This window comes from Pseudoalteromonas sp. OFAV1 (assembly GCF_021532595.1).
In the GTDB taxonomy this organism is placed as follows: Bacteria; Pseudomonadota; Gammaproteobacteria; order Enterobacterales; family Alteromonadaceae; genus Pseudoalteromonas; species Pseudoalteromonas lipolytica_C.
The window spans coordinates 66405-88487 of the sequence record NZ_JAKGBG010000001.1; the positions used below are offsets into that span (position 1 = coordinate 66405).

A 22083-nucleotide genomic window follows, 5' to 3' on the forward strand; every position below is an offset into this window, starting at 1 on the left:
AGCTAGGAAGTACCATAAATGGCTAATGGCATTTGTAGGGATACAATTCCTTTTCTGGTCGATTACTGGTGTGTATATGGTGACTATGGATATTCACTATATACACGGCGAAACCTTGGCTAAGAGTGAGGAAGCCAAAATAGATTTAGCAAGTATGGATTACTCCATTGTAAAGCTAGCTGCGGATTATCCTAAAGCTAGCCAAGTTACACTTACTCAAAGTATGGGCCGTCCTTTGTATTCTTTTATTAATGGAGAAAATGGAAAAGTAGCAATAGATGCTAAAACTGGAGCTGTTCAGGCCCTTGTAGATGAAACCAAGGCTAAAGAAATCGCACAATACCATTATGTGCTGAATCATCAAATCGACAGCATAAGGTTGATTAAGTCAGCGACAAACTTGCCTGCTGAGTTGTCCCCAAGGCATTTACCTGTTTGGAGAGTGACGTTTGAGCAATTCTCCACACCGACATTTTATATAAGTCAACAAACAGGATCACTTGTTGCCAAGCGTCATGATTACTGGCGATTGTTTGATTGGATGTGGCGGTTCCACATTATGGATTACTATGATGGAGAAAACGTATCTAACTGGTTTTTGTTCTTGGTCGCAACTCTAGGTCTAATGGGAGCAATTACTGGCGCAGTATTGACTTATTACCGAGTGCTTTCCCCAAATAAAAAGAGAGTCATTTGATGCGACTATTTAAGTTAAATACAACGATACACAAGTGGCTTTCTTTATTTGTTGGTTTACAACTGCTTATTTGGTTGGGAACGGGCCTTTACTTCAATTTGATGGATCACAGTAAAGCCAGTGGTAATGAACTTAGAGTTCATTCTCATCATGAAGGTAGCATTACAGGCTTTGACCTATTCCCTATTAAAGACATTACTAGTAATGCTCCGCAGGAAGTAAACCTTATATGGGTTTTACATCAGCCTTACTATCATTTTGTGTTCGATAAGGGGCAGCATAGCTATCAAGAACGCCACTCAAAGCTATTTGATGCTGTAACAGGAAAGCCATTTAATTTGTCTGAAGAACAAGTACTAACTTTGGCAAAAAACTCCTACTCAGGACAGGGTAAGTTAACTACTCCAGTGTTATCTCAACCTCCGTTTTCTGATCACGTAAGGCAGCAAAATCCTATGTGGCAAGTTGCCGTTGAGGATGAGAACAATACAACTATTTATTTAGATAGTATTACAGGTCAAGTACTTCGCCATGCCAATGATGATTTCAGATTGAAAGATCTGATGATGAAGCTTCACTTTATGGACTATGGCAATTCTGGAGGATTTAACCATTGGTTGATCATTGCATTTGCTTTTGCAACGCTATTCCTTTCAATTACTGGTGTTACTTGGCTGATACAACAGTATCGAAGTGGTTTACTGAAGCTAGGTTGGGGCACTAACAGGCAAAAAGTGGCAGTGACGTTTTCCAATGAAAATACTATTACTGACATCTCAGCAGTTGGTCGCTCAACTGTATTAGAAGGGCTAGCTAGTTCACATGTATACCTTCCTTCAGGTTGCGGTGGTGGCGGTACTTGTGGCAAATGCGTGTTCTTAAGTTCAACTAAATTACCTATCACACTATCTGAACAGGAACATTTATCTCAGGAGCAACTTAAGGAAGGTTATCGGCTTGGATGTCAGCATAGGTTTTCTGAAATTAGTTCGATTGAAGTTAATACTGATCGCAATATTGAAAATCATGAGCTAGTTGTGGTTGCGACTAATTTCATTACTCCTTTTATCAAGGAAGTGAAATTTAAGCTGAAATCAGGCAAACAGTTGGCATTTAAAGCTGGTGCATATATGCAATTTGATGTGCCAGCAGGGATGAATAGCTTACGTCCAGATGATATGCCAGAGTGCTATGAAAAATACTGGGATAGCTACTATCATGGAAAATTTTCTCATAACGGTGTAACTCGCCACTACTCATTAGTTAACTTTGACGAGGAGTCTGATGAGTTAATGTTTAATATCCGTTGGCAGACCGCAAAGAATGGTTTTAAAGCAGGAATAGGTTCAAGTTATTTAGGTTCACTCCAAGTAGGTGAAACGATAACTGCAAGAGGCCCTTTTTCTGATTTTTATGCCACTTCAAATAAAAAAGTTAGTCGCGTGTTTATAGGTGCGGGTTCAGGACTTGCACCACTGAGGTCTATTATTTTTGAACAGTTGAAAAAGCATAAAGATAAAAGTGGTTTGACTCTTATCTATGGTGCGCGAACTGAAGATGACTTGCTATACCATAATGAATTGAAGTCACTGAGTGAGAAGCATAAAAACTTCTCTTATATTCCTACTCTTTCTAATCCTTCAGAAGAATGGCAAGGGCACTCAGGCTATGTTCAAAAAGTACTTCTGCCGTATATGAACCAAAAATCAGAACTACATTTGGCTGAGTTTTACTTATGCGGTCCAGAAGCAATGATGAGTGAAGTGGAAAAAATAATTATAGATGCTGGGATTCCAAGTAATCAAATTTTCAAAGATAAATTTAGTCGTTAATCCATTAAATAAATAGAGGTATATATGAAAACATTAATTAAACTTTTAACCATAATCAGTGTTGTTTTTAGTAGTGCAGTATTTGCACATGTGCATCTTGAAAAAAGCGTGCCTGCTGATAATGCAATGCTAATGAATACTCCAGAAAAATTGACATTGGGATTTAGCAAAGAGGTACGTGTAGTTAAAGTTACGTTGAAAAATAAAAAAGGTGAAAATATTAAATTTGACTTTAAACCATCAAAAGAAGCTTCCAGAGAGTTTTCATGGGAACTACCTAAATTAGCTCCAACAAACTATATCGTTGATGTGACCTATTTAGGTAAAGATGGACATAAAATGAAAGATAGCTTCGGCTTTATGGTTCATTAGTAAGGCTGTGTGATTGATATGGAAATGTATATCTGGAATACAGTCATTGTACTGTCAAAAATTGTATTTTACGTCGGCTTTGCCTGTATTGCCGGCTATACATTTTTCAGACAAATTTTTGAGCATAATGAATCTCATAGTAATGCTGTAATAGCGAATTTAACGTGGACAAGAACTTATATAGTTATGGCTTTGATCGCTAATATTACTTGGTTCTTTGCCAGTACTGGTGCAATGGCAGAAGAGGGAATTCAGGGGGCGATAGACGCTGATATATTGGCTATTATGTGGGACTCCTCTGTCGGCACTGGAGCTTTGCTTCGAGCGCTTGGGCTAGTTACCGCAATAATCGCTTTAGCTTTAAGGTTCAAATTCGCTGTGAACTCGTACTTAAAACAAAGCGCTTTAATGTTGAGTTTATTAATCCTTGCATACTCATTCACGTTACTGGGTCATATTTCTGAGTTAGGCACAATTGAAAAAGGCTTGCTTATTTTGCATGTGCTCGTTATGGCATGGTGGTTTGGGGCGTTATTGCCACTAAAACAGGCTTGCCATCAGCTAAGTTATGCAGAACTTCATTTGCTGATGGAAAGCTTTGGCAAACAAGCAAGTTTTACATTGAGCCTATTGTTGGTAGCAGGCCTCTGGCTCGTGATTCAATTGGTCGGAAGTCTTGATGCACTAATAAGCTCAAGTTACGGACAAACACTGTTGTTTAAATTGGCTCTTGTAGTGTCTATTTTGGCACTTGCTGCTAAACATAAACTAATACTCGTTCCACAACTTAAAAATAGTCAAGGCAGAGAGGCTTTATCTAAATCTATCTCGATAGAAATGGTAGTAGCTTTTGCCATTTTATCTGTAACGGCTGGGCTTACTAGTGTTGTTGGCCCTGCAAATTAAAACCTAAAAGAGAGAATGAAAATGAAAACAATAAATATATTACTCGTTTTATTAATGACGTTTAGTTTCGCAACAAACGCTCATGGTGATAAGAACAAAGACAAAGGTTTGTTTAAAGGTATAGATACCCCTGCCGCAAAAGTTGTTTTGGCATTTCATCAAGCACTTGAAACTGGCAATCAAAAACAGGCTAGAGCGCAGTTAGCGGATGATGTCACCATTTTCGAGGGAGGCCGCGTTGAAAGGAGCGCTGATGAATATGCTCATCATCATATGTTGTCGGATATGAAGTATTTAGCAGCGATGAAGAGCGACACACTTGAACATCAAGTGACGATACTTGGAAATACCGCTATCTCTGCGTCGCGCAGTCAAACTACAGGTACTCATAAAGGTGTTGAACGCGATTATCAAGGCATGGAAACGATGGTGCTGGAAAAACAAAATGGTGAATGGAAGATTAAGCACATTCATTGGTCACATTAATTTATTGGTCAAACAACGGAGAGTAAAATGAGAAACAACAATCCATTACATCAAGTTTCTACGCCACGTAGACGCTTTGTACAAGGATTAGCTGCTGGCGGTGTATTAGCTGCTTTTCCAAGTGTTCTTCATGCAGCTTCATCTTTGATTGCTGGAACTTCAACAGGTACTGCGCCCGAACTAAGTGGAGAAGTAATAGATTTAGTGATAGATGAGTCACCCGTAAACTTCACAGGTGTTGTAAGAATGGCTACAACAATCAATGGCTCAATACCAGCTCCTACCTTGCGCCTCAGAGAAGGTGATGACGTTACTATCAGGGTAACTAATAAATTATCAGTGCCGAGTTCAATTCATTGGCATGGGATCATTCTTCCGTATCAAATGGATGGCGTACCGGGTATTAGCTTTAAAGGTATAATGCCGGGTGAAACCTTTGTTTATAAATTTAAGCTGCAACAAAGCGGCACATATTGGTATCACTCACACAGTGGCTTTCAAGAAATGACAGGTATGTACGGCGCATTAATTATTGAGCCAAGAGAAAAGGATATTATTAGTGCTGACAATGAGCATGTCATTCAATTGTCTGATTGGACTGATGATGACCCAATGGATTTGTTTCGCAAGTTAAAAGTACAGAGCGATGTATTTAACTTTAATCAACCTACTGTTCCAGAGTTTTTTGATGACATTTCAAATAGCAGCGTTTCAAATGCGCTACAACGCCGGGAAATGTGGAATAAAATGAGAATGAACCCTACAGATCTTGCAGACTTATCAGCATCTGCAATGACTTTTTTAATGAATGGTTGTGCGCCTTTGACAAATTGGCGTGGAATGTTTAAAGCTGGCGAAAAGGTTAGGCTTAGATTTATTAACGGTTCTAGCAATACGTTTTTTGATGTAAGAATACCTGAGCTGAAGTTAACAGTTGTACAAGCTGATGGACAAAATGTTGAACCTGTGACAGTAGATGAATTTAGATTTGGTCCCGGTGAAACTTATGATGTACTTGTCGAGCCAAAAAATGATGCATATACGATTTTTGCACAAAGCATGGATCGCTCAGGTTATGCTAAAGGTACTTTATCAATGGCACCTAACGTTGATGCACCAGTACCTTCTTTAGACCCCGTTGAGTGGTTAACGATGACAGATATGATGGGCAATATGACCCATGATAGTGTGCATTCTACAATGGCTGATACGGCAGGTATGTCGGGCATGAATTCTAATAAAATGGATCATAGTGCAATGGGTCATGGAGCGATGGCAATGGATCATAGTAAACATGGAATGACTAAAAACCCATTAGCTGTTGCTAGCACTAAAGTGCGTCATGCAAAAACAGAGTATGGAGCTTCTGTTGATATGCGTGTTGATATGCCTAGAACAAACCTTGATGATCCCGGTATAGGTTTACGTAAAAATGGACGCCGTGTTTTAACACTTGCAGATTTACATTCTCTTGAGGGAATTACAAACCAGCAAGAGCCAGAGGCTGAAATTGAATTACATTTAACTGGAAACATGGAGCGTTATAGCTGGTCATTTGATGGTTTGGAATTTGGAAAAAGCACGCCAGTTCACATGAAGCATAATCAACGTTTAAGAGTTATTTTACAAAACGATACAATGATGACACATCCAATGCACCTGCATGGTATGTGGAGCGATTTGGAGAATGAAAAAGGTGATGTACAGGTTCGTCGCCATACTATCCCTGTACAACCAGCGCAAAGAATTAGTTTTTTAACAACACCTCATGACGTAGGTCGCTGGGCATGGCATTGCCATTTATTATTCCACATGGATGCAGGTATGTTTAGAGAGGTAGTTGTATCATGAGAAAATTAATACTAACCAATACGTTAAAACTATTATTAATAGGTTTGCCCCTTATAAGTGTATCTGTATCTGCAAAAGATGAGATGACTGAGATGGGTGATTCTAAAATGCAAGCACAAGGTGGAGATGCACCTAAAGATGCTAGAGACCCTCATGCTTATGCCGCAGGTACAACATTGACTGAAGGTCCTTATGCACTCAATAGCGACAAACGACTGACTTTGGCAGATGAGCATTCATTTTACGCGCTACTAGGGGATCGTCTTGAATATAATGAGCAAACAAACGCAGGTGTTTTTGACTTTCAGGCATGGTATGGCACTACTTTTGATAGATTAGTCATCAAAACTGAGGGAGATTTTAGCGAAGGTAATTTAGAGGAGAACCAAACAGATTTTCTATGGGGCCACGCAATATCTGCTTATTGGGATACACAAGTCGGTATTCGACTTGATTACAATAACGAAGGTGAAAACCGCAAATGGCTAGCTTTTGGTTTACAAGGTCTAGCCCCCTACTGGTTTGAAATTGATATGACTGCGTATTTAGGAGAGCAAGGTAATAGTGCATTTTCGATCGAAGCTGAGTATGAGCTATTACTTACTCAAAAGTTAATTGTTCAACCACGAGCAGAGTTGACGCTTTACGGTAAGGATGACGTCCAAAATAACCTTGGTAGTGGCTTATCTAGCAGTGCTATTGGTTTTCGGGTTCGTTATGAGTTTACCCGCCAGTTTGCTCCCTATGTTGGCGTTGAGTGGACAAATAAATTTGGTAATACAGCCGACTTTGCGAAGTTAAATGGGCAAAGTACGCGTGATACTGCTTTTGTTGCAGGTATCAAGTTCTGGCTCTGATGTGAAGAAATACTATATTGACTTGATGAGAGCTACCGCAACTATATTGATGGTAGCTTTCGTTTTTTGGGATTTAAACCATTTTAGTTATGTTAGAAAAGGCCTAGCTAATAGTTTTTTTGGAAAGAACTAAGAGCAGTAATAGTAAGCTACTTCTTGTTTTCAGTCGGTGCCAGTCTGGTGTATACCTATCAAGGTGGAATATCAGCTAAGAAGTAAAGTTGGCGAATGTTTAAGGTTAAAGAGTCAAGCCAAAAAACATCGCCATTGAAAGACGTACAATAGGCCATTTTATCACTTTTGATGAACGGGAATTGGGTGTGCTCGGGATAGAACCGATTGTTGCAAAGTACTGTGCTTAAAGCTGAACAATTGGAAAAATGATCCCTTACTCAATACCTAGTTATGAGCGTAGGGTTTTTATTTTTTTAATGGTGCTCATGCTTGGCTTCAATCTCATGAGTCTAAATTAGACACCCCTTTTATACTTGTTAAGTTTAAGCTGTTTAAAAAAGTAAAAAGTTTAGGTTTTAGTTCAAAGGTTGATCAAGATCATAAAATTATTTTTATAAAGTGGCTAATATTGTAGGAGCTAAAGAAGGAATGATAATGTTTGGACTTTTCAGGTGGTTTAAAATAGTGATAATAACTGTGTTGCTTACGCAGCATAGTTTTGCTACAGCTAAGCCAATGAATTGTGAAGAACATCAAAATGGATCTTCCGACACGCATATTATGCAACGAAGCAAAAATATTCACCATCAATCAATGAATGACAATAGTCACTATCACACTGTAAACTCGCAAGACTCTAAACACCGTCATGGTGATGAAGTCTGTGAAAAATGCAAAGCTAGTGATTGTGTTTGTTGTGAGGGGGGATTTTGTTCAAGCTTTCATTTAAATGCCTATCTTGTGCAAGCGCAAGAGGAAGGTATTTGCAATATTTACTCTGAGCTATTTCTACAGCGTACACCTCTACCAAAATCTGGTATCCATCTCTTACTTTATCGTCCACCAATTATTGGCTAATCACGGGATCAGTGCGTCTTTTTTTCGCCACTCCCATCAAAAATAGAATGACTTATTCATTGATTTAAATAATCAATTGTTTTGAACGATTAGTACGATATTTTGAAGGCACTATGAAAATTCTCAAACTATTGCCATTTACAGTACTTAATGCTGTCGATTTTGGCCGAGATTTCTCTTTTACCAAAAAATTAGTTTTTAGCTTATTCACTAGAATTAGTACTTGACCTGTGTCTTAGACACAGGTCTAAGCTGAAGATGAGAGTACAAACTTAGCTAAAAACTGAGGAGTGAATATGAAAGTTGCGGAGCTGGCAAAAAGCCTTGGAACGACTGCTGATACGGTGCGCTATTACACCAGATTAGGATTGTTAAAACCTGCTAAGTCAGTGAACGGCTACAAGTCATACTCGAATAAAGAAGTATCGAGACTTAAATTCATTTTAAGTGCCAGAAACCTTGGTTTTTCCGTTGCAGATATCAAGGAAATTATTAATGAATCTGAAGATGGTAAAAGTGCGTGCCCATTAGTCAGAAGCCTGATCAAAGAGCGGCTTGAAGAAACAGAAAAGCAGTTTCAAGCAATGTTGGCACTTCGAGGAAAAATGTCTTCTGCGCTTTCTCAGTGGGAAGAAATGGAAGACAAGGCACCGACTGCAAACATGGTTTGTCATCTCATCGAAAACTTTGAGCAAATTAAAAAAGCATAGGAGGAAAAAGGGTGGCTACTAACACAAATATAAAAACTGAATCAGGCTGTTGCTGTCAGGCAAAAGCTCAATCCTCTTCGTGTAAAACTAAGGAGAATACGTTGGAGAAAGTATCACATAACCAACAGCTTATCATTGAAGGCGCTGGGTGTGCTAGCTGTGTAGGCAAAATTGAAGGGGCGTTGAAGGCAACTCTTGGAGTCGTCAGTGCGGAAATGAATTTTGCTGATAGGACAGTAACAGTTTATGGGACAGCTAAAACAGAAGAATTGATCAAAGCTGTTGAGTCAGTGGGGTATAACGCGAAGCCAATTGATGATAGCTCAGCAACAGATGCGCTTGATGAGAAAGAGGCGGCGGATTGGGCATATTACAAAAAGCTAATGCGCGATACGTTTATTGCCCTTTCACTCGGCGTTCCTTTGATGATCTACAGCATTGTGGTTGGAGAAATGACGGTTGAAACAAACCTTGAACGCATGTCTTGGCTAGTTGTAGGCATTTTAACTTTTGGCGTTATGTATTTTTCAGGTAAGCATTTCTATGTAGGAGCATGGAAAAGCTTTAAAAACCACTCCGCTAATATGGACACTCTAATAGCTTTAGGAACAGGTACAGCTTGGGTGTATTCGATGGTTGTCGTGTTTGCACCTGACGCCGTTCCATTGATGGCACGACATGTCTATTTTGAAGCTACCGCCATGATCATTGGCTTAATTGATTTAGGTCTAGCATTAGAAATAAAAGCCAGAGGTAAAACCTCTGAGGCCATTAAACGTCTTATCGGCTTGCAGGCCAAAACGGCAACTGTAGTTCGTGATAATAAAGAGGTTCAGATAGGTATCGAACAGGTTTTGCTTCATGATGTTGTGAAAGTAAAGCCGGGTGAAAAAATTCCCGTGGATGGCGTTGTATTGGAAGGACACACCTCTATTGATGAGTCCATGCTGACAGGCGAACCTATGCCTGTTGAAAAAGCCGAAGAAGATGAGGTTGTCGCTGGTACTTTGAACAAATCAGGCATGATTTTATTTAGAGCGACACGCGTTGGTAAAGACACGGCGCTTGCACAGATCATCAATATGGTGAAACGAGCGCAAAATTCAAAACCGCCGATTGGCCGCTTGGCCGATGTTATTTCCGCCTATTTCGTTCCTGTAGTCATGATCATCTCGGTGTTAAGTGCGTTAGCATGGCTTAACTTTGGCCCTGAGCCAGCAATTGCTTTTGCTATCGTATCAGCAACTACTGTGCTTATTATTGCCTGCCCGTGTGCTTTAGGCTTGGCAACACCCATGTCTGTCATGGTCGGAGTAGGAAAAGCAGCAGAAGCCGGAGTACTTATTCGCAACGGTGAGGCACTGCAAACCGCCTCTAAAATCACTGCCATGATTTTAGATAAAACGGGCACTATTACTGAAGGGGCACCTAAGGTAACCGATATTGTTTTAGCAAAAGCTACTGACGAAAAAGACGTACTACAGCTTGCAGCAAGTTTAGAAAGCGGCTCAGAGCACCCTTTAGCGCAAGCGATTGTTGAAAGTGCTTTAGATAAGGATATTGAGTTACTAAAAATTGAATCGTTTAATGCTATTACGGGTTTTGGTGTAGAAGCAAACTGTAACAATAAAGTCCTGCTTTTTGGTAACGATAAACTAATGAAGTTAAAAGGCATAGACCTCACAGGCTTTGTTGGAAAAGCCCAGTCTTTAGCCAAAGAAGCCAAAACACCTATGTACTTTGCTGTAGATGGTGAACTTGCCGCAATCATTGCTGTCGCAGATCCCATTAAGTCAGACTCAATCTCTGCTATCAAACGGCTTCAGGCTAATGGTATACGCGTCATCATGTTAACAGGTGATAACAAGGAAACCGCTGCCGCTGTTGCCAAAAAAGCAGGTATTAGCGAATTTCTTGCTGAGGTGCTGCCAGAAGATAAAGCCAACAAGGTGAAAGAGCTACAAGGCAGTGGCGAAATTGTTGGTATGACAGGAGATGGCATCAACGATGCTCCTGCGCTAGCGTTAGCCGATGTTGGATTCGCCATAGGCACAGGGACTGATGTAGCTATCGAAAGTGCTGACATTACCCTAATGCGTGGTTCACTTCATGGCCTTGCCGATGCCATAGCGGTAAGCAAAGCTACTTTACGAAATATCAAACAAAACTTGTTTGGCGCGTTTGTCTATAACGTAGCCGGGATTCCTTTTGCTGCGGGGGTTCTATATCCCTTCTTTGGCATTCTGCTTAGCCCTGTAATTGCAGGTGCTGCAATGGCGTTTTCGTCATTGACTGTGGTGTCAAATGCAAATCGACTTCGCTTTTTTAAAGCAAAAGAGCATTAAGGAGAAGAGCGATGATGTTAATTAACTTATTAGGCTTAATGTTAATCGCGCTGATTGTTTGGTGGTTTTGGCTATATAAACCCAATAAAACAATCGTTCAAGGTAATGAAGTACTCATTGAAGTGAGGGATGGCGTGTATTCCCCATCCTCAATTCAGGTGTCTGCTAGCCAACCTGTTACCTTGAAGTTTATACGCAAAGATCAATCCCCCTGCGCTGAAACAATGCTTATTCCTTCATTGGATATAAGCGAACAGCTTAAGTTAAATGAAATTACTCAAATTACCTTATTAAACTTGTCACCGGGAGAGCATGAGTTTCACTGTCAGATGCAAATGTATCGCGGTGTCTTAAAAGTCGTTTAGGAGGGCAATATGAAAAATCAACACCCTAATTTTTGGTCAACACCTACAGGCTGGGCTGCACTGGCACTTATTGCCGCAGTGACCTACTTCTTAGTGCTTGAGCATGGTCAACATACGCTGCAATTTCTTCCCTACTTGATTTTATTGCTATGCCCCTTGATGCACGTATTTATGCATGGCAGTCATGGTAAACATGGTCACGATCATTCACATGCGCCTGATGAAAAAAAGGAAGAGAGCTTTCAAGAACTCACGGATAAAAATGCAGCCTATCGCGATGGCTACATACAAGGCTTAGAAAAGGCACGTAAGGAATCACATAAAAAGGAGAGCAGTGATGAATGAAACATATGATTATGGCTTATGGTCAATGGTGATACTGAACTCAGCAATTTTTATCTTTTTTGCCTTTAGTTTTGTCAAACCAAAAACATCAACTGATTGGAGAAGTCTAAGCGCGTTCTCTGCCTTTATTGTTGCCCTATTTACTGAAATGTATGGCTTTCCTTTAACTATCTATTTTCTGTCGGGGTGGCTGACGGAGACCTATCCAGAAGTAAATTTCTTTGCGCATGAAAATGGGCATTTATTACATACTTTCTTTGGATTTCAAGGTGATGCCCATTGGGACCCATTTCATATAGTGAGTATGGTGTTTATTGTTGCAGGTTTCTTTATGTTGTCTTCAGCATGGAATGTATTGCATCACGCGCAAAAACATCATCAATTGGCTACAACTGGATGGTATGCAAGATGTCGCCACCCACAGTATGTAGCTTTCATTCTAATCATGTTCGGCTTTTTATTGCAGTGGCCGACAATCCCAACACTTGCGATGTTTCCGATCTTAGTCGTTGTTTACGTCAAGCTAGCGAAACGCGAAGAAGCACAGGCGATTGCTGAATTTGGTTCGGAGTACCACAGGTATATGGAATCGACACCAAGTTGGATCCCAAGTTTTAATAAAAGTGTAGAAGGTAAAAATCATGAAAACGTTAATTAAATCAATTTTATTTATTGGTTCACTACTGATAACCACTAGCTTATTTGCCCAAAACAATGAGCATAAACATGAAGGTGCGAACAAAGCTGGTATGCATCAAGGCATGACAATACCACATGAGAACATGGGAGAAATGCATAAAAAGATGATGGAAATGAAAAAGGAAGTCCATGCCATTAAAACTGAAAAAGATCCTGACAAGCAACAGCAGATGATGGTTGAACATCACCGTTCAATGATGAAGATGATGCAATCCATGCACAAAAACATGGAAGAAATGCCAATGCATCAACAAATCAAGATGACTGAACATCATTTAGAAATGATGGAGAACATGATGCCGCAGATGAACCGGAAAATGGAAGAAATGAAAGATAGCAATCAACAGCATTCACACAAACATTAGGAGAAAAATTATGAGCGATTTAGATCATAGAGTTGGCGTTAGAGAGCAAAATTTAGTTGTTCGAAATCTAAAGCTTAGCCATGTCACAGAAGAAAGCTGTGACGAGTTAGTAAAAGAAATAGATCAGCTTTTTGGTATAGATGAAGTTAGTTACAACATCAAAGAAGGTGAAATACACCTTGCCTATGATGCCGCAAACGTAAGCCTTGATGGGATTGAGGAGGTAATCCGTAAGTATGGCGCAGATGTTCATGATGATTGGTGGACACATACTAAAGAAAGTTACTATAAATTTGTTGATCAGAACATCAAAGATAACTCTGTTCATAAGCCTTGGAGTTGTCATCAAGCACCTTCGGGGGCTGGCCGGAAAAACAAATGAATTCATAAAAAAGTGTATAGATAATTAGTTAGTCAAATGAGGTAACAGTGATGAAAACACCCTATATAAAAGCTCTTTTATTGCTTACATTCGGTTTATATTTAGTGGGTTGTTCCAATACCACTTTTTATCATAAATACATGATGAGAGGTCAGGTAGTAGAAAGTTCTGATAATCGAACTCTAATCTGTATTGGTGCTAAGCATGGCGCAGAGGTTGGGCAAAAATACAGTGTTATTAGATTCCATGAAAGAATAGTATTGAGTGAAGGTGAAGATCCCTACACTATCGAAAAGGTAGGAACGGTACAAATTACTAAAATTGTGAATGATCATTTCGCAACTGTAAAGCTAGTGTCTGGTGACATTGCAGCGAAAGATATGGTGGAACTTGAAAACTAATAAAGTGGTGGCGAAAGCCACCACAAGAGCATAACAATAAAACTTAATGAAAAAGCTTTAGTGTTATTTTGTACAACCTTTGAGATTGTTTGCTCAGTTCTGGTTATCTTGATGCCAGTACGACAGAAAAAAATGTTACATATGGATTAGAAAGGTGTGGGCTGGCATCCTAGGTCTAATCTTAACAGTTAAGGGGCCGCCGAATAGAGCTATACCTTTACATCAGCAGCATAATCAATGCTCCCGCGATCATAAATAAGTTTTCAGATAGCGATACAAATCCAAGTGGCACACTGCTATCGCCGCCTACACAGGCACACTTTAACTGGCGTTTGTCAATGTAAACGGCTTTGAAAACTGAAATTGCTCCAACTGTGCCGATAAACAATGAAAATGGTGCCACTGCGAGAGGCTGTAGTTGGGCAACCATACCAATACCTGCATATGCTTCAATGAAGGGATAAATATAACCATATCTTATCCATCTCATCGCTAGTAAATCATAAGTAATAAACGAATTTGTGAAACTGTATAGGTCTTTCAGTTTTTGCACCGCTAAGAGCGTCATTGAAAAAGCTATAAATAGCATCAGTGTTCTGATGGAGATAAATGAGCCGGAAGCAAAATGTTGAGATGCGACAGCAAGAAGTGCAGCTATCGAGAAAATGGCTACAACTGGCGTGTAGGTTGTGCCAGTTTGACCTGCTTCATCTTTACCAAAATACTCTCTTAAGTCATCGTATCCTCCGACACGCTTTCCTTCAATAAAGGTTTGTGGCGTAGTTTTGACATCATGCTTATCTTTGAAGTCATCAGCTTGTTGTCTTGACGTGAGCTTATGATCTTCTACATCATACCCTTGCCTCTCCAGCAAATCTTTCGACCTTAAACCATAGGGGCAGATATGTTCGTCAGTGACCATTCTGTACAGGGTAGCTGTCTTAGTCATCTTAGCCTCCTTTGTTCAGTGTGCCTTCAAACTTTGGGAGCGGTCGTTGCTCAGCCTGAGCTTGTGAGCTGACCTTTCCATTTTCAGAAATATCCTTAATCAGCCATTCCATTTCTTTTATTTCTTTTCGTTGGGCTTTAATAATACCATTTGCCAATTCACGCACGCGTACATCCTCCAAAGTTGAATGCTCACTAGTAAGAATAGCAATGGAGTGATGAGGAATCATCGCTTTCATGTAGGCAGTGTCAGAAATTGTGCTTTGAGAGCGAACAAGATAAAGACATATGGCGAACAGTATTGTCGCCAATAGAAAAATAGCCATGTTGAGCTTCTTGTTACTGTACATGCCAAGCATAAAGGCCAGCATGATCATTGCCATACCTGCTCCCATATACAACGACATATAGATACGCGTTTCACTAAACCATATATGTGATACTGCGTAAGTGTTGAGATACATCATGACAAACATAGCAATGGTTGAGGTGATGATCATTGCAGCAAATCTTGAGTATTTCATAAGTAATCCTTACATTGATAGTGTAAATATTTCCCACTGTTAGCCTATTATTCTCTACATGTGGTCATGTTCTCGAAAAATTGCAAGTAATGAGCCAGTATCAATAAGAGTATTTGTAATACGATTGACTCAATTTCAGCGCAATTATTGTGAATCAGTACTAATCTACACATTTCGGTGTAAGAGTTTATGGGCAAAAAATCTTCTTTGAAGGAGATCAAATCAGCTTATATTTAGAGTTTGAGTTTTGAACTTGTGATAGACACAGGCGGAATTGGCTTTAGTTAACAATCTAATGTGGGAACTCAAAGTACTACAAGCTGAGCTTCAACAAATGTAAGCTCGTGTACAAGTGAAGACACAGTTAAAGCATGTGGAAGAATTAATCTTGATAGTTAGAGTTGTCATTTATTTCACTTTTTAAATGAACGAATATTGATCTTTTATCTCGTTCATGTTCGAAAGCTAAAAGTTTCCTACACATGAAAGTGGTTTTGCAAGAGTATCTACTAGAGAACAAGATTTGAATGCTCAACTGTTCAGTTGGGCTATTATGGTTGTAAAAAAATATTATAAGGCAATGTGTCTGGTACTTCGGTTAGAAATGAAAAAAGTTAAAGAAGCTAATCGATTTCATCAGGTAGGGTGATGAGGTAATAGTTACTCGCCTTGATCGGCTAGGCCGATCATTAAAGTCTATTCTTGAGGACATTGAAAGTACTCACAAACGGGGCGATTGTTCAAAGATTATTAATGGTTCTGTCAGTACAAAAAATGATAATCCGTTTACCAGTTTCATTCATAATCTGCGCAATTAGCAATAATGACGTGCGTTCATAACGGTCATAAAGAGCAATCCCCCTGCGCTGAAATAATGCTTATTCCTTCATTGGATATAAGCGAACAGCTTAAGTTAAATGAAATTACTCAAATTACCTTATTAAACTTGTCACAGGGAGAGCATGAGTTTCATTGTCAGATACAAATGTATCGCGGCGTCTTAAAAGTAATTTAGTTTTAAATAGGTCTTTTTACACACCTGAACGAGCAAAAGTAACTTAACAAAAGGCTTCTCGAAAACATTACGAGAAGCCTCTAAATTAAAGTTAAGATTTGTATTTACTGTAAACAATTCTATATAGAACAGGCAAAACAACTAAAGTAAGTAAAGTAGAGGAAATAATCCCTCCAATTACCACCGTTGCTAATGGCCTCTGAACTTCAGCCCCAGTTCCGACGTTTAATGCCATAGGAATGAAACCTAAGCTAGCAACCAAAGCGGTCATTAATACAGGGCGAAGCCTGATAGTTGCACCTTCGATAATTGAGTTTATTAGCTCTCCTGTTTCAAGTAATCGCTGTTTAATGAATGACAGCATCACCAGTCCATTTAATACAGCTATCCCTGAAAGAGCGATAAATCCAACAGCAGCAGAAATTGAAAGAGGCATGTCTCTTAACCACAAAGCCAATACGCCGCCTGTAAGTGCTAAAGGCACACCACTAAATATGATCAGGGCATCTTTTATTGAACTAAATGCTATGACAAGCAGTGTCAAAATTACAAACAATGTGGCAGGTACTACGATGGATAATCTTTGCGTTGCACTCTCAAGTTGCTCAAATGTTCCGCCGTACTCAAGCCAATAACCAGCAGGCAATTCAACATTTTGTTGAATTTTTTGCTGTGCCTCTTGTACGAATGAGCCTAGATCTCGGTTTCTAACATTTGCTGTAATTACAATTCGTCGCTTACCATTTTCTCGGCTTATTTGACTTGGAACTGTCGTATAATTTAACTCTGCAACTTCGCTTACAGGTACAAACTCACCACTTTCTATCGCGATTGGCAAATTACCTAGCTGATCAAGGTTGGCTCTCAACAGCTCAGGATATCTAACTACAATTTCAAATCGACGATCACCTTCGAATATTAACCCTGCGCCTTCACCTGACACGACTGTTTTTAACCAAGACTGTAAGTCGCTTGCATCCAACCCGTATAGCGCTAATGCTTCAGGCTTGGGGTTAACGGTAAAGATAGGCACGTCATCAACTTGTTCGAGCCGCGCATCAGCAACACCTGAAATTGTATTGAGTGTAGCCAAAACTTCTTGTGCAGAAATGACAAGTTGGGATAGATCATCACCGTAGAGCTTAATCCCTAAATCAGCTCTTACTCCGCTAATTAATTCGTTAAATCGCATCTGAATTGGTTGAGTAAACTCATAATTATTGCCGGGAATAGAGCTGAGATCTTTTTCCAGCCTTTCAACAAAATCCTCTTTCGTTAAATTAGGGTCGGGCCATTGCTCTCTCGGCTTTAATATCAGAAAAGTATCAGTCACATTTGGCGGCATCGCGTCTGTCGCAACTTCTGCTGTGCCCGTTTTTGAAAACACCGTAACAACTTCATCATATTTCATAATTTGTTGTTCAAGTACCTTCTGCATTTCTACAGCTTGGTCAATACCCGTGCCCGGAATACGCATCGCGTGCAGTGCAATGTCACCTTCATTAAGTTGAGGAACAAATTCAGATCCTAATTTACTACCAAGTAATATGCTAAATGTCACAAGTAAAGCAGCGCCGCAAACAACTAGCCAACGTAGTTTTAAAGCCCACTTCAAAACAGGACTATAAACTGACTTAGCGCCGACAATTACTGGACTTTCTTTTTCGCTGATTTTGCCTTTCAAGAATAAAGCAACCGCAGCGGGGACTAGCGTGAAGGTAAATACCATTGCAGACAATAGAGCGATTATCACCGTTGCGGCCATCGGATGAAACATTTTGCCCTCGACACCCGATAAGGTAAACAAAGGTAAATAGACAATCGTTATGATCAATACGCCAAAAACACTAGGTCGTATAACCTCATTGGTAGCAGAATAAACAATGTCTAGGCGTTCTTTCAGGGAAATGACAGAACTATTTCGTTTTTGGCTTTCTGCTAACCGCCTAATGCAGTTCTCAACGATTATTACCGCGCCATCGACAATCAATCCAAAATCTAAGGCTCCCAGACTCATTAAATTCGCAGAGACTTTGCTTTGAACCATGCCCGTGATTGTTGCCAACATTGCCAAAGGAATTACTGCGGCGGTAATCAAAGCGGCGCGTATGTTACCCAGTAATAGGAACAATACGAAGATAACCAGTAATGCACCTTCAATAAGATTTTTCTGTACGGTGCTAATTGCTTTATCAACCAGAGTTGTCCTGTCATATAAGGGAACTATGGACACGCCTTGAGGTAAACTGTTTTGGATTTCACTAAGCTTGTCACCAACAGCCAATGCCACCGAGCGTGAATTTTCTCCTACCAGCATCATTGCGGTGCCAATCACACTTTCCTTGCCTTCCAGTGATGCAGCTCCTGTCCTTAGCTCTTTTCCTATCGCAACTTCGGCGACATCTTTAACTTTTACAAGTGTGCCGTCGTCGCTTTTTATAATGACGTTTTGGATGTCTTGAATAGATTGCAACTGAGCTTGTGAACGAACAAGAATTTGCTGTCCGCTTCTTTCGATGAATCCAGCCCCTTGATTTGCATTATTTCGCATTATTGCATTTGATAGTGCTTCACTGGTAATACCGAAGTGCAACATCCTTAACGGATCGGGATTGATATGGTATTGCTTTTTATAGCCACCAATTGCATTGATTTCCGTAATCCCTTTAACCAATGCAAGTTGTGGTTTCACTACCCAGTCATGGATCTCCCTTAACGCCATCGCATCATAGGGTAAGCCATTATTCTGCTTTGCACTTTCGTCGGCAGTTATACTGTACATGTATATTTCACCGAGGCCCGTAGCAATTGGTCCCATTTCTGGTTCAATGCCAAACGGTAGTTGCTCCTTAATTGCGCTAAGTCGCTCATTGATTAGGTTTCTGGCAAAATACAAATCTGTGCCTTCTTCAAACACAACAGTCACTTGCGACAGGCCATATCGAGAAAGTGAACGGGTATAATCCAGCTTAGGTAAACCCGCCAAGCCCGTTTCGACGATAAACGTAATCCGTTGCTCTGTTTCCAAAGGTGAATAACCTTGAGCCTGCGTGTTTATTTGTACCTGTACATTGGTTATATCTGGCACAGCGTCAATAGGTAGCTTCTGATAGTTCCATATTCCTAAAGCGATGATAAACAAGGCCATAAGCAACATAGTACCACGTCTACGGATAGATAATTCTAGTATCCAAGCGATCATATTTTCACCTCGATAATACTGAAGCCAATATGTAGAGGACAAAAAGGTCGGAGATTAGTGTTCATGTCCAGCCTCCGATTTTTTTAGATCAGCAACTAGCAGATAACTGTTCTTTACAACCACACTTTCGCCGACGTTCAAACCGTCGATGATAGCAATATTGATAGCGTCTGAAGCGCCAGTTTTTACGGCGCTAGGGTGGTATTCATTGCCTTCTTTAATAAAAACAACATCTTTGCCTTCAAACTCTTGAATGGCTCCTTTTGGCACAACAACAGGAGCAGAGTGTTGACTGGTCGTAACCGCACCTTTAATTACAGTGCCAAGCGGCCACTTGTTGGTTTTGTTATCCAATTTTACAAATGCCAATGAGTATGGCTTGTCGTTTAGTGATGGTGTTAAATAGCTAATTTGCGCACTTTGATTAAATTCAGTGCTATGAATTAGCACCTGCTGGTTAGCGTTAACCTTACTTAGCTGAGTAGGAAACACTGATAGTTGTGCCCAAACCACGTCAAAATTGGCTATTGTCAGCAAGTTTTCACCATTTGTAAGCTCGCCAATATTGGCTTGCCTAGCGACTATACGCCCAGACATTGGTGCTTTTATCGAATATTGATTTAAGCTCTCATTGGATTCAATCACTACCAACGTTTCACCTTTTTTGACCTCTTCGCCGAGATTGACTTTTACTTCCTTAATAACACCATCGAATCTAGCGTTAACGTGCGCAAGTGAGGCAGGATCGGCAACGATTTTTCCATATACAACTTCTTCGTTATGAATAACACCGCTAGTTGCTGCTACTGTTTCAATGCTGTTTTGTTTAGCCATCTCAACAGACATAGAGACTATTTCATCTTTGTGTTCTTCACTGGCTGAGGTCGTGATGGAGGTGAAACCAATTACAGCAACAAGCATTAATTTGAAAAGGCTGATTGGTGAATTTAATATATTTTTCTTTTTCATGATTAATTCTCAATAAAGCTTGAAAGTTGGCTTTCTGTATTGCCGGAAGAAATTAATGGAATGCCTGATAAGGACTCAATGGAGGCGCTTTGTTTGTGAACCTCACTTGCGGCAAAAATAAGCGCATATTGCATCTCAATAAGCTCTTTTTGAACTGAAACTAGCTCTAAATAACTAAAGCGCCCGTCCGAATAGGCTTTTTGCACTAATGACAAAGCACTTTCTTGAGGCGGAATAATACTGGTTTGTAAGGTTTCAACCGTAAGGCGAGCCTCTTCCTGAGCCGCATAAAATGTCGCTAATTGGCTGTAAATTGCTCGCTCACTGGCTTTCCGTTGCTGCTCAACTTCATCGAGTTTTGCTTTTTGAGATTGATAGCTGCCTCTATTTCTATCACTCGTAAACAGAGGGACGCTAATTCCTGCAACCAACGCAGTCTCATTGCTACCTTCAAGTCTTTTCACACCTGCGCTCCACGTTATATTAGCGTGGCTTTGTGCGTTGATTGATTGTAATTGAGCTTGCTGAATTCTCGATTGCTCTGCATAAGCTAATATATGAGGACTTTGAGAAAGTTGAGCCATGATGTATTCGAGTGATATTGTTTTGGGAAGTGCAAATAAATCGCCTGATACACGAGAGAATTGCGGTGATTGTTCTCCCCACATAATAGCTAACTTACGAACACTGGCCTCTAACTGCTTGGAAATGGTTAGCGTCTTTAGTCGAGCTGTTGCTAAAGCTGCATCAGCTCGTTTTTGCTCTGATGACGGTGCCGAACCAACACGAACTTTTTTGGAGACAGTTTGATAGGTTTCTCGTGCTAGCTTTTCTGCATTTTCATTGACGAGCATGATTTGCTGTAACGTCAAAACATCGATATAGCGAGCTGCTACTTCACCCAAAATATCGAGTGTTTGTATTCTTTTTTCAACAGCTATTGCTTGCTGTTGGGCATTAACATAAAGCTTTCTGCTATTTACCTTATCTCCCAATTCCACCACGGAAGATATTGATAAGGTAAGTTCAGCGTCGCTGAATCCAGATACATCACCTGTACCTGCAAAGTTTTCCAATTCAGCGCTGACGTTATATTCAGGTTTTAACCCTGCGGTAGCTAACTCGCCGTCTAAACGCTTTTGTTTGTATTTAAAAGCTGTTAGCTGTGGGTTGTTTGCAAGTGTTCGTTGTATTGCCTCTGACAATGAAACTGAATCAACAGTTAAGTCATTTGCAAATACATTATTAGTTGTCACTAAAAACGACAACAGAAGCAACCGTTTTACTTTCTTCCAAGCAAGTACGGGGGCCTTAAAATAAGACATATTCATATTTTGTCCTGTTTATTTTATGAAACGAGCGTTGGCTTCACCGCCTAACGCGCCAATTAAATAAAAGGACTAACTTTTGGGAGGTCGAAGTAATCTGGAAGGGGGAGCTTCAATGACTACTTTTAAATAATCAAATACCTGACTTGATTTGAAATCAATGTCTCTACTGATGTAAACATGCGTAGCAAACTGTACATGCGAGCCATTGCAGTGTCCGCAATGATGACAATCAGCGGGGTTGTGTTGGTCATTATCTGCTGATGATTGTATTAATTTTTCAGAAGAAATGTGGTCATCTAAAGCATGAACATGCTCGGTTTTTATATGCTCGGAATCAACAATATGAACATCAGCAACTTTTGCCACAGCAGAAAATGACTGAAGTAATATCAGCACTATCATGATGTATGCAGGGAATTGTTTAATATTCATTTCGTTTCAACTATCTC

Annotated in this window: 24 protein-coding genes; 18 read left to right on the plus strand and 6 right to left on the minus strand. The window is 40.0% G+C overall.

Annotated elements, in window-relative coordinates; translation table 11 throughout:
- Positions 1 to 25: 25 nt before the first annotated feature.
- The 16 genes from L1267_RS00300 to L1267_RS00375 all read left to right on the plus strand — a co-directional run bounded on the left by L1267_RS00300 (position 26) and on the right by L1267_RS00375 (position 13645).
- The gene (locus L1267_RS00300; RefSeq protein ID WP_235381756.1) at positions 26 to 697 is read left to right on the plus strand and encodes a PepSY domain-containing protein; all 672 of its coding nucleotides are present in this window, start codon (positions 26 to 28) and stop codon (positions 695 to 697) included.
- Positions 697 to 2529 (plus strand): 2Fe-2S iron-sulfur cluster-binding protein, encoded by a 1833-nt coding sequence (locus tag L1267_RS00305; RefSeq protein ID WP_016708252.1) that lies wholly within the window; start codon positions 697 to 699, stop codon positions 2527 to 2529. The genes L1267_RS00300 and L1267_RS00305 overlap by 1 nt, the downstream gene beginning before the upstream one ends.
- Positions 2530 to 2553: 24 nt before the next feature.
- On the plus strand, positions 2554 to 2901 hold the full coding sequence (locus L1267_RS00310; RefSeq protein WP_016708251.1) for a copper resistance CopC family protein: 348 nt from the start codon (positions 2554 to 2556) through the stop codon (positions 2899 to 2901).
- Between the two features lie 18 nt (positions 2902 to 2919).
- Positions 2920 to 3807: a copper resistance D family protein gene (locus tag L1267_RS00315; protein WP_016708249.1), complete on the plus strand. Its 888-nt coding sequence runs from the start codon at positions 2920 to 2922 to the stop codon at positions 3805 to 3807.
- Positions 3808 to 3822: 15 nt separating this feature from the next.
- Positions 3823 to 4293: a YybH family protein gene (locus L1267_RS00320; RefSeq protein WP_016708248.1), complete on the plus strand. Its 471-nt coding sequence runs from the start codon at positions 3823 to 3825 to the stop codon at positions 4291 to 4293.
- A 27-nt stretch (positions 4294 to 4320) separates the two neighbouring features.
- Entirely contained in the window at positions 4321 to 6144 is a 1824-nt protein-coding gene (locus L1267_RS00325) for a copper resistance system multicopper oxidase (protein WP_016708247.1), read from the plus strand.
- A complete protein-coding gene (locus tag L1267_RS00330) occupies positions 6141 to 7001 on the plus strand; it encodes a copper resistance protein B (RefSeq protein WP_016708246.1) in 861 nt (286 codons plus the stop codon). Before L1267_RS00325 ends, L1267_RS00330 begins: the two co-directional genes overlap by 4 nt.
- Positions 7002 to 7640: 639 nt before the next feature.
- On the plus strand, positions 7641 to 8033 hold the full coding sequence (locus L1267_RS00335; RefSeq protein WP_235381757.1) for a hypothetical protein: 393 nt from the start codon (positions 7641 to 7643) through the stop codon (positions 8031 to 8033).
- A gap of 296 nt (positions 8034 to 8329) precedes the next feature.
- Positions 8330 to 8743, plus strand: a complete 414-nt coding sequence (locus tag L1267_RS00340) for a MerR family transcriptional regulator (protein ID WP_016708244.1) — start codon at positions 8330 to 8332, stop codon at positions 8741 to 8743.
- Positions 8744 to 8844: 101 nt separating this feature from the next.
- Entirely contained in the window at positions 8845 to 11088 is a 2244-nt protein-coding gene (locus L1267_RS00345) for a heavy metal translocating P-type ATPase (protein ID WP_016708243.1), read from the plus strand.
- Between the two features lie 11 nt (positions 11089 to 11099).
- Complete coding sequence (locus L1267_RS00350; protein WP_045979597.1) at positions 11100 to 11453, plus strand: cupredoxin domain-containing protein; 354 nt, start codon at positions 11100 to 11102, stop codon at positions 11451 to 11453.
- 9 nt (positions 11454 to 11462) lie between these two features.
- Positions 11463 to 11798 carry a DUF2933 domain-containing protein gene (locus L1267_RS00355; RefSeq protein ID WP_016708242.1) on the plus strand — a complete coding sequence of 112 codons (336 nt, stop codon included), beginning with the start codon at positions 11463 to 11465 and terminating at the stop codon, positions 11796 to 11798.
- A complete protein-coding gene (locus tag L1267_RS00360) occupies positions 11791 to 12456 on the plus strand; it encodes a methyltransferase family protein (RefSeq protein WP_016708241.1) in 666 nt (221 codons plus the stop codon). The genes L1267_RS00355 and L1267_RS00360 overlap by 8 nt, the downstream gene beginning before the upstream one ends.
- On the plus strand, positions 12440 to 12862 hold the full coding sequence (locus L1267_RS00365) for a hypothetical protein (protein ID WP_016708240.1): 423 nt from the start codon (positions 12440 to 12442) through the stop codon (positions 12860 to 12862). The genes L1267_RS00360 and L1267_RS00365 overlap by 17 nt, the downstream gene beginning before the upstream one ends.
- 10 nt (positions 12863 to 12872) lie before the next feature.
- The gene (locus L1267_RS00370) at positions 12873 to 13244 is read left to right on the plus strand and encodes a hypothetical protein (RefSeq protein WP_016708239.1); all 372 of its coding nucleotides are present in this window, start codon (positions 12873 to 12875) and stop codon (positions 13242 to 13244) included.
- A 50-nt stretch (positions 13245 to 13294) separates the two neighbouring features.
- The gene (locus tag L1267_RS00375) at positions 13295 to 13645 is read left to right on the plus strand and encodes a hypothetical protein (RefSeq protein WP_004589646.1); all 351 of its coding nucleotides are present in this window, start codon (positions 13295 to 13297) and stop codon (positions 13643 to 13645) included.
- Positions 13646 to 13862: 217 nt separating this feature from the next.
- On the opposite strand, the gene L1267_RS00380 is transcribed toward L1267_RS00375, so the two are convergent.
- Both L1267_RS00380 and L1267_RS00385 read right to left on the minus strand, forming a co-directional pair.
- Positions 13863 to 14594, minus strand: a complete 732-nt coding sequence (locus L1267_RS00380) for a MauE/DoxX family redox-associated membrane protein (protein WP_016708238.1) — start codon at positions 14592 to 14594, stop codon at positions 13863 to 13865.
- A gap of 1 nt (position 14595) precedes the next feature.
- Positions 14596 to 15117 (minus strand): DUF305 domain-containing protein, encoded by a 522-nt coding sequence (locus tag L1267_RS00385; RefSeq protein WP_016708237.1) that lies wholly within the window; start codon positions 15115 to 15117, stop codon positions 14596 to 14598.
- Between the two features lie 698 nt (positions 15118 to 15815).
- Between L1267_RS00385 and L1267_RS23800 the strand changes: the two genes are divergently transcribed.
- Together L1267_RS23800 and L1267_RS00390 are read left to right on the plus strand one after the other, a co-directional pair.
- The gene (locus L1267_RS23800; RefSeq protein WP_353683143.1) at positions 15816 to 15935 is read left to right on the plus strand and encodes a hypothetical protein; all 120 of its coding nucleotides are present in this window, start codon (positions 15816 to 15818) and stop codon (positions 15933 to 15935) included.
- A gap of 56 nt (positions 15936 to 15991) precedes the next feature.
- Positions 15992 to 16132 carry a cupredoxin domain-containing protein gene (locus tag L1267_RS00390; protein ID WP_229677580.1) on the plus strand — a complete coding sequence of 47 codons (141 nt, stop codon included), beginning with the start codon at positions 15992 to 15994 and terminating at the stop codon, positions 16130 to 16132.
- A 91-nt stretch (positions 16133 to 16223) separates the two neighbouring features.
- Here L1267_RS00390 and L1267_RS00395 read toward each other — a convergent pair whose 3' ends face one another.
- From L1267_RS00395 to L1267_RS00410, 4 genes are all read right to left on the minus strand, one after another.
- Positions 16224 to 19334 (minus strand): efflux RND transporter permease subunit, encoded by a 3111-nt coding sequence (locus L1267_RS00395; protein ID WP_235381758.1) that lies wholly within the window; start codon positions 19332 to 19334, stop codon positions 16224 to 16226.
- A gap of 54 nt (positions 19335 to 19388) precedes the next feature.
- Entirely contained in the window at positions 19389 to 20303 is a 915-nt protein-coding gene (locus L1267_RS00400; protein ID WP_016708235.1) for an efflux RND transporter periplasmic adaptor subunit, read from the minus strand.
- Positions 20304 to 20305: 2 nt separating this feature from the next.
- Complete coding sequence (locus L1267_RS00405; RefSeq protein WP_029216105.1) at positions 20306 to 21634, minus strand: TolC family protein; 1329 nt, start codon at positions 21632 to 21634, stop codon at positions 20306 to 20308.
- 69 nt (positions 21635 to 21703) lie between these two features.
- Complete coding sequence (locus tag L1267_RS00410; protein WP_016708233.1) at positions 21704 to 22066, minus strand: hypothetical protein; 363 nt, start codon at positions 22064 to 22066, stop codon at positions 21704 to 21706.
- Positions 22067 to 22083: the final 17 nt, after the last annotated feature.

Coding starts and splice junctions, on each gene's coding strand:
- L1267_RS00300 (WP_235381756.1), top strand. CDS start 26: ATGGCATTTGTAGGGATACAATTCCTTTTCTGGTCGATTACTGGTGTG.
- L1267_RS00305 (WP_016708252.1), top strand. CDS start 697: ATGCGACTATTTAAGTTAAATACAACGATACACAAGTGGCTTTCTTTA.
- L1267_RS00310 (WP_016708251.1), top strand. CDS start 2,554: ATGAAAACATTAATTAAACTTTTAACCATAATCAGTGTTGTTTTTAGT.
- L1267_RS00315 (WP_016708249.1), top strand. CDS start 2,920: ATGGAAATGTATATCTGGAATACAGTCATTGTACTGTCAAAAATTGTA.
- L1267_RS00320 (WP_016708248.1), top strand. CDS start 3,823: ATGAAAATGAAAACAATAAATATATTACTCGTTTTATTAATGACGTTT.
- L1267_RS00325 (WP_016708247.1), top strand. CDS start 4,321: ATGAGAAACAACAATCCATTACATCAAGTTTCTACGCCACGTAGACGC.
- L1267_RS00330 (WP_016708246.1), top strand. CDS start 6,141: ATGAGAAAATTAATACTAACCAATACGTTAAAACTATTATTAATAGGT.
- L1267_RS00340 (WP_016708244.1), top strand. CDS start 8,330: ATGAAAGTTGCGGAGCTGGCAAAAAGCCTTGGAACGACTGCTGATACG.
- L1267_RS00350 (WP_045979597.1), top strand. CDS start 11,100: ATGATGTTAATTAACTTATTAGGCTTAATGTTAATCGCGCTGATTGTT.
- L1267_RS00355 (WP_016708242.1), top strand. CDS start 11,463: ATGAAAAATCAACACCCTAATTTTTGGTCAACACCTACAGGCTGGGCT.
- L1267_RS00360 (WP_016708241.1), top strand. CDS start 11,791: ATGAATGAAACATATGATTATGGCTTATGGTCAATGGTGATACTGAAC.
- L1267_RS00365 (WP_016708240.1), top strand. CDS start 12,440: ATGAAAACGTTAATTAAATCAATTTTATTTATTGGTTCACTACTGATA.
- L1267_RS00370 (WP_016708239.1), top strand. CDS start 12,873: ATGAGCGATTTAGATCATAGAGTTGGCGTTAGAGAGCAAAATTTAGTT.
- L1267_RS00375 (WP_004589646.1), top strand. CDS start 13,295: ATGAAAACACCCTATATAAAAGCTCTTTTATTGCTTACATTCGGTTTA.
- L1267_RS00380 (WP_016708238.1), bottom strand. CDS start 14,594: ATGACTAAGACAGCTACCCTGTACAGAATGGTCACTGACGAACATATC.
- L1267_RS00385 (WP_016708237.1), bottom strand. CDS start 15,117: ATGAAATACTCAAGATTTGCTGCAATGATCATCACCTCAACCATTGCT.
- L1267_RS00390 (WP_229677580.1), top strand. CDS start 15,992: ATGCTTATTCCTTCATTGGATATAAGCGAACAGCTTAAGTTAAATGAA.
- L1267_RS00395 (WP_235381758.1), bottom strand. CDS start 19,334: ATGATCGCTTGGATACTAGAATTATCTATCCGTAGACGTGGTACTATG.
- L1267_RS00400 (WP_016708235.1), bottom strand. CDS start 20,303: ATGAAAAAGAAAAATATATTAAATTCACCAATCAGCCTTTTCAAATTA.
- L1267_RS00405 (WP_029216105.1), bottom strand. CDS start 21,634: ATGAATATGTCTTATTTTAAGGCCCCCGTACTTGCTTGGAAGAAAGTA.
- L1267_RS00410 (WP_016708233.1), bottom strand. CDS start 22,066: ATGAATATTAAACAATTCCCTGCATACATCATGATAGTGCTGATATTA.